The sequence below is a fragment of the Rhodoferax sp. GW822-FHT02D07 genome, assembly GCF_058802405.1.
Genome location: NZ_JBXAOD010000009.1, coordinates 20,307 through 35,869, shown reverse-complemented (window position 1 = coordinate 35,869; position 15,563 = coordinate 20,307). Strand labels below are relative to the sequence as shown.

At 64.4% G+C, this 15,563-nt stretch carries 14 protein-coding genes and 1 tRNA gene; 10 read left to right on the top strand and 5 right to left on the bottom strand.

Going from position 1 to position 15,563, the window contains the following annotated elements; translation table 11 throughout:
* Window positions 1-22 precede the first annotated feature (22 nt).
* The 9 genes from AC1RNN_RS17960 to AC1RNN_RS17920 all read left to right on the top strand — a co-directional run bounded on the left by AC1RNN_RS17960 (window position 23) and on the right by AC1RNN_RS17920 (window position 8,963).
* Window positions 23-1,321, top strand: a complete 1,299-nt coding sequence (locus AC1RNN_RS17960) for a hypothetical protein (protein WP_493090852.1) — start codon at window positions 23-25, stop codon at window positions 1,319-1,321.
* Window positions 1,322-1,395: 74 nt separating this feature from the next.
* Window positions 1,396-2,500 (top strand): peptide chain release factor 2 gene (prfB, locus tag AC1RNN_RS17955; RefSeq protein WP_493090896.1). Its coding sequence is split into 2 segments (ribosomal slippage): window positions 1,396-1,476 and window positions 1,478-2,500, totalling 1,104 coding nucleotides; the frame shifts between segments, so codons are not numbered across the junction.
* Between the two features lie 5 nt (window positions 2,501-2,505).
* Window positions 2,506-3,180 (top strand): HAD family hydrolase, encoded by a 675-nt coding sequence (locus AC1RNN_RS17950; RefSeq protein WP_493090853.1) that lies wholly within the window; start codon window positions 2,506-2,508, stop codon window positions 3,178-3,180.
* The gene (pepN, locus tag AC1RNN_RS17945) at window positions 3,164-5,872 is read left to right on the top strand and encodes an aminopeptidase N (protein WP_493090854.1); all 2,709 of its coding nucleotides are present in this window, start codon (window positions 3,164-3,166) and stop codon (window positions 5,870-5,872) included. The genes AC1RNN_RS17950 and pepN overlap by 17 nt, the downstream gene beginning before the upstream one ends.
* A gap of 15 nt (window positions 5,873-5,887) precedes the next feature.
* Entirely contained in the window at window positions 5,888-6,736 is an 849-nt protein-coding gene (locus AC1RNN_RS17940; RefSeq protein ID WP_493090855.1) for a tetratricopeptide repeat protein, read from the top strand.
* 26 nt (window positions 6,737-6,762) lie between these two features.
* Complete coding sequence (locus AC1RNN_RS17935; protein ID WP_493090856.1) at window positions 6,763-7,794, top strand: class 1 fructose-bisphosphatase; 1,032 nt, start codon at window positions 6,763-6,765, stop codon at window positions 7,792-7,794.
* A gap of 37 nt (window positions 7,795-7,831) precedes the next feature.
* Window positions 7,832-7,907, top strand: a tRNA-Thr gene (locus tag AC1RNN_RS17930).
* 55 nt (window positions 7,908-7,962) lie between these two features.
* A complete protein-coding gene (locus AC1RNN_RS17925; protein ID WP_493090857.1) occupies window positions 7,963-8,178 on the top strand; it encodes a hypothetical protein in 216 nt (71 codons plus the stop codon).
* A 14-nt stretch (window positions 8,179-8,192) separates the two neighbouring features.
* Complete coding sequence (locus AC1RNN_RS17920; protein ID WP_493090858.1) at window positions 8,193-8,963, top strand: YdcF family protein; 771 nt, start codon at window positions 8,193-8,195, stop codon at window positions 8,961-8,963.
* A gap of 12 nt (window positions 8,964-8,975) precedes the next feature.
* Here the strand turns inward: AC1RNN_RS17920 and AC1RNN_RS17915 are convergent, their stop codons facing one another.
* The gene (locus AC1RNN_RS17915) at window positions 8,976-10,277 is read right to left on the bottom strand and encodes a hemolysin family protein (protein WP_493090859.1); all 1,302 of its coding nucleotides are present in this window, start codon (window positions 10,275-10,277) and stop codon (window positions 8,976-8,978) included.
* A gap of 24 nt (window positions 10,278-10,301) precedes the next feature.
* On the opposite strand from AC1RNN_RS17915, the gene AC1RNN_RS17910 reads away from it, so the two are divergent.
* Window positions 10,302-11,141 (top strand): symmetrical bis(5'-nucleosyl)-tetraphosphatase, encoded by an 840-nt coding sequence (locus tag AC1RNN_RS17910; protein ID WP_493090860.1) that lies wholly within the window; start codon window positions 10,302-10,304, stop codon window positions 11,139-11,141.
* A gap of 63 nt (window positions 11,142-11,204) precedes the next feature.
* On the opposite strand, the gene AC1RNN_RS17905 is transcribed toward AC1RNN_RS17910, so the two are convergent.
* The 4 genes from AC1RNN_RS17905 to AC1RNN_RS17890 form a co-directional block, all read right to left on the bottom strand.
* Window positions 11,205-12,668 carry a DEAD/DEAH box helicase gene (locus AC1RNN_RS17905; RefSeq protein WP_493090861.1) on the bottom strand — a complete coding sequence of 488 codons (1,464 nt, stop codon included), beginning with the start codon at window positions 12,666-12,668 and terminating at the stop codon, window positions 11,205-11,207.
* A gap of 152 nt (window positions 12,669-12,820) precedes the next feature.
* On the bottom strand, window positions 12,821-13,729 hold the full coding sequence (ypfJ, locus tag AC1RNN_RS17900; protein ID WP_493090862.1) for a KPN_02809 family neutral zinc metallopeptidase: 909 nt from the start codon (window positions 13,727-13,729) through the stop codon (window positions 12,821-12,823).
* Window positions 13,726-14,262: a deoxycytidylate deaminase gene (locus tag AC1RNN_RS17895; RefSeq protein ID WP_493090863.1), complete on the bottom strand. Its 537-nt coding sequence runs from the start codon at window positions 14,260-14,262 to the stop codon at window positions 13,726-13,728. The genes ypfJ and AC1RNN_RS17895 overlap by 4 nt, the downstream gene beginning before the upstream one ends.
* A gap of 68 nt (window positions 14,263-14,330) precedes the next feature.
* Complete coding sequence (locus AC1RNN_RS17890; protein WP_493090864.1) at window positions 14,331-15,560, bottom strand: MFS transporter; 1,230 nt, start codon at window positions 15,558-15,560, stop codon at window positions 14,331-14,333.
* Between the last annotated feature and the right edge of the window lie 3 nt (window positions 15,561-15,563).

Genomic DNA, 15,563 nt, shown 5'->3' with positions numbered 1-15,563 from the left:
AAACGCCACAGGAGCCCCCGCCATGCACACCCCCCGTCGCACAGTCCTTCTGCTCAGCCCCCTGCTTTTGGCAATGGGCCAGGCCCATGCGCAGACCCAGGTCGTCAAACCACCCGTGGCGCAGTACTGGATGGACGTGGCCACCATGAGCATGGCCGGGATGGACGAGATGCCGGCTCTGGGCGGCCTCGGCGGCATGGCCGCCGGGATGATGGGCATGAAAGGCGTGGGCGAGAACAGCTTTGGCTCGACCAAGGGCATGATGCCCGGCCGCTGGTTGGACATTGCCGTCACCACCCAGCGCAAGCCCGCCGGCACCCAGGGCACGCAAGCCATCCCCGCCGGCATGACCATGGGCCCCAGCCTGGCCCTGTTGCCCCCCGAACCCGTGGCCACCAAGAACACCATTCCCCAGGGGCGCGGCGAGACCGAAGAGTCCGTGCCCGAGCAGCCCAAGGGCCGCATCCTGCTGTACTGGGGCTGCGGCGAGACCGTGCGCGCGGGCCAGCCCAAGGTGCTGGACTTTTCCACCGCCAAGCCCGAGGACTACGCCCAATTCATGCGCGGACGCGCCACGCGCGAGCGCGGTGCCGTGGCCGCACCCGGCCATGCCATCTGGCCCAACGCCCAGAACAAGCAGATGGTGCCCAAGGGTGCCTCGTTGGTGGGGGACCACCAGGTCACTGGCGACGGCATTCCGGCCGGCCTGCAGTTCACCATCAACCAGGTGCAGGACTTCATGCCCCCGCTGGGCCTGAGCGCCAGTGGCGGCGGCGCCCAGGCCACGCAGGTGCGCTGGCCCGCCCAGCCCAATGCCCGCGCAGTGTTCCTCAGCGCCATGGGCGGCAGCGACAGCAAGGATGGCGGCAACGAGATGGTGCTCTGGAGCTCGGCCGAAACGCCCGAGCCCGGCTGGGGCCTGATGGACTACCTGAGCCCGGCCAATCTGGACAAATGGCTGGCCGACAAGACCCTGCTGCCCGGCAGCCAGACGCAGTGCGCCATTCCGGCCGGCATTTTTGCCAAGGCCGATGGCGCCATGGTGCGCGGCATCGCCTACGGGCAGGAGCTGAACCTGGCCCACCCGCCCCGCCCCACGGACAAGAAGATTCCATGGGCGCCGGACTGGGCAGCCCGCGTGCGGGTGAAATCCGTGGCCATGCTGCCGCTGGATGGCTCCAGTGGCCAGCGCGCACCCGCAGCAGCCCCCAAGGCCGAAGCGCCGAGCCCGGAGGCGCCGCAGGAGAACAAATCCCTGCTGCCTGCCGTGCCCGGCGTACCCGGCCTGGGCAATGTGCTCAAGGGCCTGTTCGGCCGCTGATGCCAGGGGCGCCCGGGGGGCGCCAAGCATGAGAAAATCGGTGTTTTCCCCTTTCCAAGAACGAGAACACCATGATCGAAGCAGAACGCGTCAACCTGATTGGCACCACCCTGGCGGACCTGACAAGCAGGACCCAGGAACTTCGGGGGTATCTTTGACTACGATGCCAAAGCCGAGCGCCTACGCACCGTCAATGCATCGCTAGAAGACCCCGCGGTCTGGAACGACCCCAAAAAGGCCCAGGAACTGGGCAAAGAGAAGAAGCTGCTGGACGGAGTGGTCGTCACGCTCAATGACCTGACCAGCAACCTGGCCGACAACACCGAGCTGTTCGAGATGAGCAAGGAAGACGGCGACGAGGCCGGCCTGCTCACCATCGAGGCCGAGGCCGCCAAGCTCACCGAAATCGTCGAAGGCCTGGAGTTCCGCCGCATGTTCAACAATCCGGCCGACCCCCTGCCCTGCTTCCTGGACATCCAGGCAGGCGCCGGCGGTACCGAGGCCTGCGACTGGGCCAGCATGCTGCTGCGCCAGTACCTGAAGTACGCCGAACGCAAGGGCTTCACGGCCAATGTGGAAGAACTGACCGACGGCGACACCGCCGGCATCAAGAGCGCGACCATCAAGATCGAAGGCGAATACGCCTTTGGCCACCTGCGCACCGAAACCGGCGTGCACCGCCTGGTGCGCAAGAGCCCGTTCGACAGCTCGGGCGGCCGCCACACCTCGTTTGCGTCCGTCTTCGTCTATCCCGAAATTGACGACTCCATCGAGATCGAGATCAACCCCAGCGACGTGCGCACCGACACCTTCCGCGCCTCCGGCGCCGGCGGCCAGCACATCAACAAGACCGACTCGGCCGTGCGCCTGACCCACATCCCCACGGGCATCGTGGTGCAGTGCCAGGACGGCCGCAGCCAGCACAGCAACCGCGACGTGGCCTGGAAGCGTCTGCGCAGCCGCCTGTACGACCACGAGCTGCGCAAGCGCCAGGCCGAACAGCAAAAGCTGGAAGACAGCAAGACCGATGTGGGCTGGGGCCATCAGATCCGCAGCTACGTGCTGGACAACAGCCGCATCAAGGACCTGCGCACCAACGTCGAAGTCTCGGCCACCCAAAAGGTGCTCGATGGCGATCTGGATGTGTTCATCCAGGCTTCTCTCAAACAAGGTATCTGAACGACATGGTGGACGCTTTGATCTTTGACATGGACGGCACCATGATCGACTCCATGCCCTCGCACAAGGAAAGCTGGGCGGTGTTCGCCCAGCGCCAGGGGCTGAACGTGGACATTGCCGACCTGATGCGCCGCACCACCGGCCGCACCGGTGTGGAATGCATGCGCGACCTGTTCGACCAGCCCGAGATGACGGTGGAGCAGGCCATGGCCCATGTGCATGACAAGGAGGCCGTGTACCGCGAGATCTTTGCGCCCATCTTTGCCGAGGTGGCGGGCTTCAAGGCCTTCTTTGGTTTGGCACATGCGCGCGGCCTCAAGCTGGGTGTGGGTACGGCGGGCGACCGCCAGAACCAGGCCTTTGCCTACCAGCACCTGCGCATGCCCATTGCCCCGCTGACCACCGTGGGCGGCGACGAGGGCCTGCCCGGCAAGCCCGAGCCAGCCATCTTTCTGGAGGCCGCGCGCCGTATGGGTGTGGACCCTGCGCGCTGCATCGTGTTTGAAGACGCGCCGCTGGGCATCGAAGCGGCCCGCCGCGCCGGCATGCGGGCTGTGGGCATCGCCAGCAGCCACGTGCCCGAAGAACTGCAAGGCCCCCATGTCCTGGCGGTGGTGCCCGACTACCACGCCCTGATCACATCCCAATTTCTGGAGACCCACCATGTTGCAACTTCGTGAGGCCTCAGGCCCCGTCACGGTGATCCAACGCGCGGACTACACTGCGCCCGCCTTCTGGATCGACACCGTCGATCTGAGCTTTGATCTGGACCCGTCCAAGACCCGCGTGCTCAACAAGATGACGCTGCGCCGCAACCCCGATGTTGCAGCCCAGCCCCTGCGTCTGGATGGCGAGGAGCTGAATCTGGCCCGCGTGCTGGTCAACGGCCAGGGCACCAGCTTCAAGATGGAGAACAACCAACTGGTGCTGGAAAACCTGCCCGAAGGCAACGAGCCCTTCGCGCTGGAAATCTTCACCACCTGCGCGCCCGTGAAGAACACCAAGCTCATGGGCTTGTACGTAAGCAACGAGTCCTTCTTCACGCAGTGCGAGGCCGAGGGCTTCCGCCGCATCACCTACTTCCTGGACCGTCCGGATGTGATGGCCATGTACACGGTGACGCTGCGCGCCGACAAAGCCAAGTACCCGGTGCTGCTGTCCAACGGCAACCTGGTGGACAGCGGCGACCTGGACGAAGGTCGCCACTTCGCCAAGTGGGTGGATCCGCACAGGAAACCCAGCTACCTGTTCGCCCTGGTGGCCGGCCAGCTGGTGGCGCGCGAGCAGCGCATCGTGTCGCGCGCAGGCAAGGAGCATTTGCTGCAGGTCTATGTGCGCCCCGGTGACCTGGACAAAACCGAGCACGCGATGAACAGCCTGATGGCCAGCGTGGCCTGGGACGAAGCCCGCTTCGGCCTGCCGCTGGACCTGGAGCGCTTCATGATCGTCGCCACCAGCGACTTCAACATGGGCGCCATGGAGAACAAGGGCCTGAACATCTTCAACACCAAATACGTGTTGGCGAACCAGGCCACCGCCACCGATGTGGACTACAGCAACATCGAAAGCGTAGTCGGCCATGAGTACTTCCACAACTGGACCGGCAACCGCATCACCTGCCGCGACTGGTTCCAGCTGAGCCTGAAAGAAGGCCTGACCGTTTTCCGCGACCAGGAGTTCAGCCAGGACCTGTGCGCCGAGCCCAGCGCCCGCGCGGTCAAGCGCATTGAAGACGTGCGCGTGCTGCGCACCGCCCAGTTCCCAGAAGACGCGGGCCCCATGGCCCACCCGGTGCGGCCCGACAGCTACATCGAGATCAACAACTTCTACACCGTCACCATCTACGAAAAAGGTGCCGAGGTTGTACGCATGATGCAGATCCTGGTGGGCCGTGCCGGTTTCCGCAAGGGGATGGACCTGTACTTCCAGCGCTTTGACGGCCAAGCCGTCACCTGCGACGACTTTGCGCAAGCAATCGCCGACGCCAACCTGGGCTCGCCCTTGGCGACCTTGCTGCCGCAGTTCAAGCGCTGGTACAGCCAAGCCGGTACGCCCCGCGTGGCGGCCCGTGGCGAATACGACGCTGGCGCCCAGACCTACACCTTGCACTTCACCCAGAGTTGCGCACCCACACCGGGCCAGGCCAACAAGGAACCTTTTGTGATTCCCGTGAGCTTGGGTCTGGTGGGCGCGGCCAGTGGCTTGGCGCTCCCACTGCACGTCCAGGACGGCCATGCGAATGGCGCCGACAGCTACTTGCTGGTGCTGACCGCTGCACAACAAAGCATCACCTTCACTGGCGTGACCGAGGAACCCGTTCCCTCTATCCTGCGCGGTTTCTCAGCGCCCGTGGTACTGGACTTTGACTACAGCGATGCCCAGCTGCTCACGCTACTGGCCAACGACCCCGACCCCTTCAACCGCTGGGAAGCCGGTCAGCGACTGGCGCTGCGCAGCGCTATCAATTCAATAGCTGCTGGCGCAGAATCCACGAGGGCTCAACCCCTGAATGATGCTTACATTGCCGCCATGCGCGCCGTGCTGCGCCACTCCACGCTGGATGCCGCGTTCAAAGAACTGGTGCTGACCCTGCCCAGCGAAACCTACATCGCCGAACAGCTGGAAGTGGTGGATCCACAGCGCATCCACGCCGTGCGCGAAGCCATGCGCCTGCAACTGGCCACCGCCCTGCAGACCGACTGGGAATGGGCGTTTGAGGCCCACAAGGACAACGGCGCCTACCGGCCTGACCCCGTCTCCAGCGGCCGCCGTGCCCTCGCCGGCATGGCGCTCACTTTCTTGAATTTGGCTGCCGTGCAGAGCGGTGACGCGGTGTGGCCCGGCAAGACGCTGCAGCGCTTCAAGGACGCCAGCAACATGACCGACCGCTTCAACGCCCTGTCCGCCCTGGTGGGCAGCGGCCACGCGCTGGCTGCGCCTGCACTGGCCCGCTTCCACGCCCTGTTCAAGGACGAAGCACTGGTGCTGGACAAGTGGTTTGCCCTGCAGGCGGGAACGAGCGACCGCGGCGGCCAGGTGCTGCCTGCCGTGCGCCAGCTGCTGGCGCACCCGGACTTCAACATCCGCAACCCCAACCGCGCGCGCAGCGTCATCTTCAGCTACTGCAGCGCCAACCCCGGTGGCTTCCACCGCGCGGACGCCGCAGGCTATGTGTTCTGGGCCGACCGTGTGATCGAGCTCGACGGCATCAACCCGCAAGTGGCCGCCCGCCTGGCCCGCGCACTGGACCGCTGGAAGAAGCTGGCCGAGCCCTACCGCAGCGCCGCACGCGAAGCGCTGGTGCGCGTGGCCGCCAAGGCCGACCTCAGCAACGACGTGCGCGAGGTAGTCGACCGCGCGCTGGCCGACTAAGCAGCGGGCACGCCCATGGCCCTGTTCGGATTCGCCTCCCCCGCCGAGAAGTTCGCGCAGCGTTTCAATCCGCTGCGCGACACCGTGTACGACGCGGACGCCATGTTCAGCGGCTCTGCCATGTCGGCTGACCTGGAAGCACTGCGCCCCCTGGCCGAGAAGGTGGGTGCAGAGTCTGCAGAGCTGGCCGACCTGCTATGGCTGGAGTTTGTGGTGTACGGCAAGCGCCAGCGACACAGCGAAGGCTTGCCCCTGGGTCTGCGCGCACTGGCGATCCGCGAGGCGCGTGGTGCACTGAACCCCACAGACCGCTATGAACAGCATTACGCCCTGGGCAAATCGGCCCTGGAGGCCGAGGCGTACGACACCGCCATCGCCCAACTGCAGCCCGCAGCTGAATGGTCGGCGCACGAGAGCGCTACGCTAAGCCTGGAGCAGAAACTGGGCATCCGCGAAGAAATCGGCTACGCCTTGCATGAGGCCGAACGCTACGCCGATGCGTTGACCCACAACCAGCAGCTGCTGACCGACGCGCAAGCGGCCTTTGGGACTGCGACCGACCAGCGCCTCTCCGGCGTCATCAACAACCTGGCGCAAAACGCCTACGAGCTGGGCGACCACGCCCAGGCCAACACCTACCTGCAACAGCGCCTGGCGCTGGGCCAGGCCCTGCAAGACAACGACATCATTCTGGACACACTGTTCCAGCAAGGCGTGCTCGCCCATGAGGGTGGCGACGCAAGCCTGGCTCGTACCCTGTTTGAGCAGCGCGTGGCCATTGCCCAGACCAGCGACGACGAGGACCTGCTGGACGAAGCCCAGGCCATCTTGGCCGAGCTGGACGCACGCGAGCAGGCCGACTGATTTTCAAAAAACCAAGGACTTTCCCCATGACACAACGCATATCGCTCACGCGCTACCTCATCGAGAAGCAGCGCGGCCACGAAGGCCAAGCCGCCGGCCAAGGCGCCATTCCGCCGCAGCTGCGCCTGCTGCTCGAGGTGGTGGCCCGCGCCTGCAAAAGCATCAGCCTGGCCGTGACCAAGGGCGCGCTGGGCGGCGTTCTGGGTGCGGCCGAAAGCGAAAACGTGCAAGGCGAAATCCAAAAGAAGCTCGACATCATCGCCAATGAAGTGCTGATCGAGGCCAACGAGTGGGGCGGCCACCTTGCGGCCATGGCCAGCGAAGAAATGGAAGGCATCTACGTGGTGCCGCATCGTTACCCGCAGGGTGAATACCTGCTGATGTTCGATCCGCTGGATGGCTCCAGCAACATCGATGTGAACGTGAGCATCGGCACCATATTCAGCGTGCTGCACAAGGAACCCGAAGGGCCCGCCGTCAGCGAGCAGGATTTCCTCCAACCCGGCCACCAGCAGGTCGCCGCTGGTTACTGCATCTACGGTCCGCAAACCACACTGGTGCTGACCGTGGGCGATGGCGTGGCCATGTTCACGCTGGACCGTGAGCAAGGCTCCTTTGTGCTGACGCAGGAAAACGTGCGCGTGCCGGAAGACACCCAGGAGTTCGCGGTGAACATGAGCAATATGCGCCATTGGGACGCACCCGTGAAGCGCTACATCGACGAATGTCTGCAAGGCAAGGAAGGCCCGCGCGGCAAGGACTTCAACATGCGCTGGATTGCCAGCATGGTGGCCGATGTGCACCGCATCCTCACCCGGGGCGGCGTCTTCATGTACCCCTGGGACAAGCGCGAACCCCACAAACCCGGCAAGCTGCGCCTGATGTACGAGGCCAACCCCATGGGCTGGCTGATTGAGCAAGCAGGCGGTGCCGCCACGGATGGCAAACAGCGCATCCTCGACATCCAACCCACCCAGCTGCACCAGCGCGTGAGTGTGATCCTGGGCAGCAAGAACGAGGTCGACCGCGTCACGCGCTACCACGCTGAAGCCGCCTGACCGAAGTGGCCCGCCCGCTATAATGGCGGGCTACGTTGCCGGTGTAGCTCAGTCGGTAGAGCAGCTCATTCGTAATGAGAAGGTCGGGTGTTCGATTCATCTCTCCGGCACCATTCTTGAAACCCGTTGATCGCAAGGTCAGCGGGTTTTTTCACAGAAGGGGTTGCCATGCGTGCCATATTTGGAATTGTCGGTCTGCTCATCGTGCTCGCCATCGTCGGCGTGCTGGCCAAGAAACAGCTGAGCCCCACGGCCAGTGTGGTCCCCGGCGCCGCGCCTGCCGCTACCCCGCAGCAGCAAAGCCAGCAGGTGCAACAGCAGATCAAGCAGGCGGTGGAAAGCACGCTGCAGCAGGCGCGGCCCATGCCGGAAGACAACAAGTAAGCAAGCCCCTCCCCATGTTCATTCTCTCCAAGATTCTTGCCCTGATTACGCAACCGCTGGTCTGGGTGTTTGTAGTGCTGGTGCTCAGCCTGCTGTATGCAAAACGGCGCCCGCGGATCAGCCGCGCGCTGGTGGCCTTGGCGCTGCTGGGCATGTTGGTGACGGCATGGAAGCCCTTGCCTGAGGCCGTGCTGCGCGCGCTGGAAAACCGCTACACCGAGATGGCACCGGACGCCAAGCTGGAAGGCTATGTGGGTGTGGTGGTACTCGGCGGAGGGCTGGAATCTGGCCGCACCCAGATGGCCCATGTGCAGCCCATGCTCAATGATGCAGGCGAGCGCATGACGGCCACCGTGGCGTTGCTGCGCCAGAACCCGGGCCTGCGCGTGGTGTTTACGGGCGGTGAAGGCATGCTCATGGGCGTGGGGCAGACGGAGGCCGAACGCGCCAAGATTTTCTTTGACAGCCTGGGCGTCAAGGATTCACAGGTGCAATACGAATCTGCCTCGCGCAACACCTACGAGAACGCCGTCCTGACCGCCAAGCTGCCCGGCGTGGACCCGACACAACGCTGGTTGCTGGTCACTTCTGCATCGCATATGCCCCGCTCCATGGCCACGTTTGCGAAGGCGGGCTGGAACGTGACGGCGTACCCGGTGGACTTTCGCACCGGCGCAGACAGCGACTGGACGGACTTTGCGCTGGGCGGCGGCGCCATGGACTGGCAAAACGCCCTGCACGAACTGGTGGGCATCGTGGCCTACAAGCTGACCGGGCGCCTGTAAACCGGAGCAGGTTCAGTCGTTCAGAGTGCGGCGGGCCAGCACTTGGTCGATGCGGCGGCCTTCCAGCGTGACCACCTCAAACAGCCAGTGAGCGCAGGCAATGCGCTCGCCAGGCTCGGGCAAGTGGCCGGAGACGGCCATCAGCAGACCGGCCAGCGTGTTGTAGCGGCCACGCTCTTCGTCTGGCAAGGCATCGTCAATCTCCAGCCGGGCTTTCAGTTCGGCCAGGGGCATCAGGCCGTCAAGCTGCCAGGAACCGTCGTCCTGCAGCGTAGCCCAAGCCTCGTTCTGGGCATCGGGCTGCAACTCGCCGGTAATGGCTTCGAGCAGGTCGTGCGGCGTGATCAGGCCCTGCACCACGCCGTACTCATCCACCACAAACACCATGCGCGCGGATTTGACGCGGAACTGTTCGATCAGCTCCATGCCGCTGAGCGTCTCGGGCACAAACACGGCAGGCTCCACCACGTCTTCGATGGGCCCTGCATGGTCCGCACCCAGCTCCAGCAGGCGCGCCACGCTGATGAGGCCCACCACGTTGTCCAGTGAATCACGGCACACCGGGTACCAAGAGTGGCCGCCATGCGCAGCCTTGGCACCCGCCTGGGCCAGGCTTTGCGCCACAGTCTGGCTGCCATCCAGCCAGGCAATATCGGTGCGCGGCAGCATCATGGAGGTGAGGGGGCGGTCATCCAGACGGAACACGTTGCGCACCATCTGGTGCTCGTGCTCTTCGATGATGCCGGCGTCCACCCCTTCTTCGAGGCTGGCAGAGATTTCCGCCTGCGTCACCGAGCGGGTGTCGCTGGCGTCGATGCGCAGCAGCTTGAGCATGCCGTGGGTGCACATGGAGAGCAGGCGCACAAAGGGCTTGGCACCGGTGGCCACCCAGGTCATGGGCAGGGCTACCACACGCGCCACGGTCTCGGGGTAGAGCTGACCAATGCGCTTGGGCACCAGCTCGCCAAACAAAATGGTGATGAAAGTGATGATGGTCACCACGATGGCGGTGGCCGAGATTTCGGCCGCACGGTCGGAGATGCTGACCATGCTGCGCAGCCAAGCGGCCAGGTTGTCGCTGAAGGCGGCCTCGCCGACGATGCCGTTGAGCATGCCGATGGAGGTGATACCGACCTGCACGGAAGAGAGAAACTGGGTGGGGTTATCCATCAAGGCCAGGGCCGCCTTGGCCCCTTTGTCCCCTGCTTCGGCCATGGTCTGTAGCCGGATCTTGCGGCTGGCGGTGAGTGCCAGCTCGGACATGGCGAAAGCGCCATTCAACAGGGTCAAAACGATGATGAGCAAAAAATCCATGAAAGCCAAACGACAATAAACACCATGGCAATGTACCTTATCGGGGATGTTCAGGGCTGCGACGCCGCACTGGCCCAGCTCCTGCAACGCATCGACTTCTCCCCCAGCCGCGACACGCTCTACCTGCTGGGCGACCTGGTGAACCGCGGCCCCGACTCGGCGGGCGTACTGCGCCGGCTCATGGGCTTTGGCAGCTCGGCGCGCTGCCTGCTGGGCAACCACGATTTGCACTTGCTGGCCGTGGCCCACGGTGCGCGCGGCCCCAGCCGCAAGGACACGCTAACCGATCTGCTGGCCGCCCCCGACCGCCTCGCCCTGCTGGACTGGCTGCGCCAGCAGCGTCTGGCCATGCTGGAACGCATCGATGGACAAGACATTCTGATGGTTCACGCAGGCGTACTGCCTGCGTGGACAGCTAGCAAAACCATAGCACTGGCTGCCGAAGTTGAGGCAGTGCTGCGCTCGGACCAGGCCACCAGCTTCTTCCACGCCATGTACGGCAATGCCCCTGTGCAATGGGACGAGAGGCTGTCGGGCATTGAGCGGCTACGCGTGATCGTGAATGCGCTGACCCGTATGCGCTTCTGTACCCCACGAGGAGAGATGGAATTTGCCCATAGCGGCGGGCTGGATCAGGCACCGGAGGGTTACATGCCCTGGTTCGACGTGCCAGGGCGCAGCACTGCGGATGTGACGGTGGCCTGTGGCCACTGGTCCACGCTGGGTTGGCTGAATCGAACCGATTTACTGGCGCTGGATACCGGCTGTGTGTGGGGTGGTTGTCTTAGCGCACTTCGCGTGGCGCCCGGGCCCGCCGAATTGCTGCAGGTGCACTGCGAGCAGTCTCAGGCGCCGGGGGAGTGAGAGCCACCGCAGACCCACAAAAAACGGCGCATCAGGCGCCGTTTTTTGTTGAGGTTGAGTGGCTCAACCCGCCTTGAACAAGGCTGCGACCTTGCGTTTCGGCTTGATATTGGCCGAAATGCTGCGCGTTGTGGGACGAGCTGCCGACTCCCAGGCCGGCGCGGCTTCAGGCGCGGCCGACGGCTCGTAGGGCTTGTCGAAGAAGGGGTCGCGCGGGGCTGCGGGCACCTGGCGGGGATACTCACCACGCGCTGCACGCGGGGTGCGGGCGCCGTAGCTCTCGTCGCGCATGCGGCGGCCGGCGCCGCGGCCGTTGTCGCCACCGTCTTCCTGGTACATGCGGCGGCCATCATTGATGCGGCCCTGGCGGCGGATGTCGGGCTGGTCCTCGTCAAACTCGACGGCTTCCAGCTCGATCTTGGTCTTGATGAGCTTCTCGATGTCGGCCACCAGGCGGGCGTCGTTGTTGCCGCCCACAAAGCTCACGGCCAGACCAGAGGCACCAGCTCGGCCGGTGCGGCCAATGCGGTGCACATAGTCTTCGGCGTTGAAGGGGATGTCGAAGTTGAACACTGCTGGCACGTCCTTGATGTCCAGACCGCGCGCGGCCACATCGGTACACACCAGCAGCTCCACTTCGCCCTTCTTGAAGGCGTCCAGCGCCTTGAGGCGCTCGTCCTGGCTCTTGTCGCCATGCAAGGCGGCGGTCTTGAGACCATCGCGCTCCAGCGAACGGGCCAGGCGGGCACAGCCCAGCTTGCTGTTCACAAACACAAAGGCCTGCTTGATGCCCTTGCGGCGCACGATCTGCAGCAGCGCATGGCGCTTTTCTTCATCGGGCACGCTGTAGAAATGCTGCTCCACCGTAGAGGCCGTGGCGTTGGAACGGGCCACTTCGATGGTGACGGGGTTTTGCAGGTAGCTGTTCGCCAGACGCTTGATTTCGGGCGAGAACGTGGCCGAGAACAGCAGTGTGGTGCGCTGTTTGGGCAGGTAGGACAGGATGCGCTGCAGGTCCGGCAGAAAACCGATGTCCAGCATGCGGTCGGCTTCGTCCAGCACCACGTATTCGACCTGGTTGAGCACGGCGTTTTTGGCTTCGATGTGGTCCAGCAGGCGGCCGGGGGTGGCCACCAGCACTTCCACGCCTTTTTTCAGCTCCAGGGTTTGGGGCTTCATGTCCATACCGCCAAACACCACGGTGCTGCGCAGGTTGGTGTGCTTGGCGTACATCTTTACCTGCTGGGCCACCTGGTCGGCCAACTCGCGCGTGGGCAGCAGCACTAGGGCGCGCACAGGGTGTCGGGCGGGAGAGGTCGAAGCGTTCTCGTGCTTCATCAGGCGGTGCAGCAGGGGCAGCGAGAAAGCAGCGGTTTTGCCGGTACCGGTCTGGGCGGCGCCCATCACGTCTTTGCCCGTAATCACCACGGGAATCGCCTGCTGCTGGATGGGCGTCATGAATTCGTAGCCCATGTCGGCCACGGCGCGTAAGAGCGGCTCGGCCAGCGCCAGATCGGCGTATCGCATGGGCGGGGCTTCGGCGGGTGCGGCGTTGGCAGGCGCGGAAGCGGGGGATTGCAGTTCAGTAGTCAATTCGGTCAGGCATAGCCAAATGAGTGCTATCCATCCGATAGCGGGGCGCCCCAAGACTCAGGGCAAACCCCGATTATCCCCTACTCCTATAAAGACCGGGTCGAAAACGTGTCGCAGGCTTTTACAGATCCCGTTTTCAGGCCGGTGGAGAACCAGCGCTGGCGCTGGGCGCTGCTGCCGTGGGTGAAGCTCTCGGGCACCACGGCATGGCCGCTGCCGCGCTGCAAGGCGTCGTCGCCGATCTTGGCGGCGGCATTCATAGCCTCTTCCACGTCGCCCTGCTCCAGCAACTGACGGGTGTTGTTGGCGTGGTGGGCCCAAACGCCGGCAAAACAGTCGGCTTGCAGCTCAAGGCGCACGCTCAGGGCGTTGCCTTCCGCCTTGCTGGCCCGGCTGCGGGCCTCTTGCACCTTGGCGCTGATGCCCAGCAGGTTTTGCACATGGTGGCCCACCTCATGGGCAATCACGTAGGCCTGGGCGAAGTCACCGGGGGCGCCCAGCTGCTTTTGCAAGGTTTCGTAGAAGCCCAAGTCGATATAGACCTTCTGGTCGGCCGGGCAGTAAAACGGGCCCATGGCGCTCTGGCCTCGGCCGCAGGCCGTGGGGGTGGCACCGCGGAACAGCACCAGCCGGGGCTTCTGGTAGTCGGCCCCGCCCTTTTTGAACACATCGGTCCAGACGTCTTCGGTATCGGCCAGCACGGTGGACACAAACTTGGCCATGCGATCGTCTGCCGGCGGGCGGTGGGCTGGCCCCTGCTGCACCTGGGCGGTGGGGGCGCCATTGCCGCTGAGCAGGCCCAGGATGGTGAGCGGGTTGATGCCCAGGGCCCAGCCACCCAACAGGGCCACGACCAGGGTGCCCATGCCCAAGCGACTGCCCAAGAGCGCGCCCAGCAGGCCGCCCAGGCCACCTCCACCGCCGCTGAAGCCTCCGCCCCCGCCATCGCGGCGGTCTTCGACGTTGTCAGACTGGCGGTTGCCTTCCCACTTCATATCGTGGGCTTTTCCGGGGTGGAGTTTTCGATGAACTGGGCCAGTTCGGCCGACCAGTCGGCGGAACCGGGGTGCAAGTCCTGCAGGGATTCGATGGCCACGCCGGCATCGGCCAGCATTTTTTCGGACGCGCCGTTGACCCGCTCCTGGTGTTCCTTCTTGTCCAGATAGACCACGCGCTTGATGCCGACCTGGATGATGGACTGCACGCACTTGGGGCAGGGGTACTGCGTGGCGTAGATGGTGGAGCCGTGCAGCGGCAGCGTGGTGCAGTTGAGGATGGCGTTCTGCTCGGCGTGGACGATGTAGCTGTGGCGCGAGTTCAGCGGGTCGCTGTCATCGTCCTGCCAGTAGTGCTCGTCGCTGTCGTCGCAGCCGCGCGGCAGGCCGTTGTAGCCCACGCCGGAAATCTTGTTATCCGGGCTGACGATGCAGGCACCGTTGCGCTTGCGCGCGTCCTTGGAGCGTGCGGCGGCCAGCAGCGCCACACCCATGAACATGGAATGCCAGTGGATCAAGGAGTCGTTTTTCATACCGCCCAAAACGCGTGCAGAAGTTGGGGCCAGTCTAGCACCGGCCACAGCACACGCTTTTCCGCCGCCTACTGCTGCCGCACGGGCGCCAGCGCCCCCAGGCCGCGCGCGGGGCTGCCGCGCCGCTCCAACCAAACGGATGCCGCAAAAACGAAGAGCCCAACGAACGACAAAAAGGCGCCCACATAGCCCGTCGCGTCATAGCCGTAGCCCAATGCGATCACCAGCCCACCCAGCCAGGCGCCAAGTGCATTGGCGATGTTGAAGGCCGAATGCATGGACGCCGCGGCCAGTGTCTGCCCATCGGCGGCCACATCCATCAGCCGGGTCTGGATGGCCGGTCCGGCCGCAAAGGTGCAACCGATCAGGAACGAGGTAAGGCACAGCATCCAGGGCGACGATGCGGTCAGACTGAACAAGGTCATCACGACGATGTTGAACACCAACATGCCACCGATCGTGCCCATGAGTGCCTTGTCTGCCATCTTGGAGCCAACCACATTGCCCACGTTCATGCCGATGCCAAACAGACCCATGATGACCGGGATCATGCCCACCGGCATCTCGGCCACGTCGGTGGCGGTGCCAGCGATGTAGGAAAAAATGGCAAACATGCCGCCGAAGCCAGTCGCCGCCAGGGTCAGGGTCAGCAGCACCTGCGGATGGGTGAATGCCACCAACTCACGCATCACGCTGGCACCAGCTTCCGGCTTGTCGCGCGGCAGGTACATCCAGATGAGAGTGACCGTCAGCACACTGATCAAGCCCACCGCAAAGAACAGGACGCGCCAACTCAGGTACTGGCCAAAGAGCGCCATCACCGGTGTGCCAATCAAGGTGGCACCGGTCAACCCCAGCATCACATAGCCCACCGTGCGCGCCCGCATATGCGGCGGCACCAAAGAGGCACCGACCAAGGCCGCAACGCCGAAATAAGCGCCATGCGGCAGCCCCGTCAGGAAGCGCAGCACCACAAAACTGAGGAAACCGGGCGCCAGTGCGCTGGCCAGGTTACCCACGGCAAAGATCGCCATGTAGATGAGCAGCAGCGTGCGGCGCGAGGACTTGGCGCCGGCAATGGCCATCAGCGGCGCGCCGACCACCACGCCCAGCGCATACGCGCTGATGACATAGCCCGCCTGCGGGGTGGTCACCGCAAAGGTGTTTGCCACATCGGGCAGCAGGCCCATGATGGCGAACTCGCCGGTACCAATGGCGAAGCCGCCACAGGCCAATGCCACGATCACCAGAAAAATCTGAAAACGAGTCAGCGCGGGGGGTTCTTCTGTCGCAGTCATGGG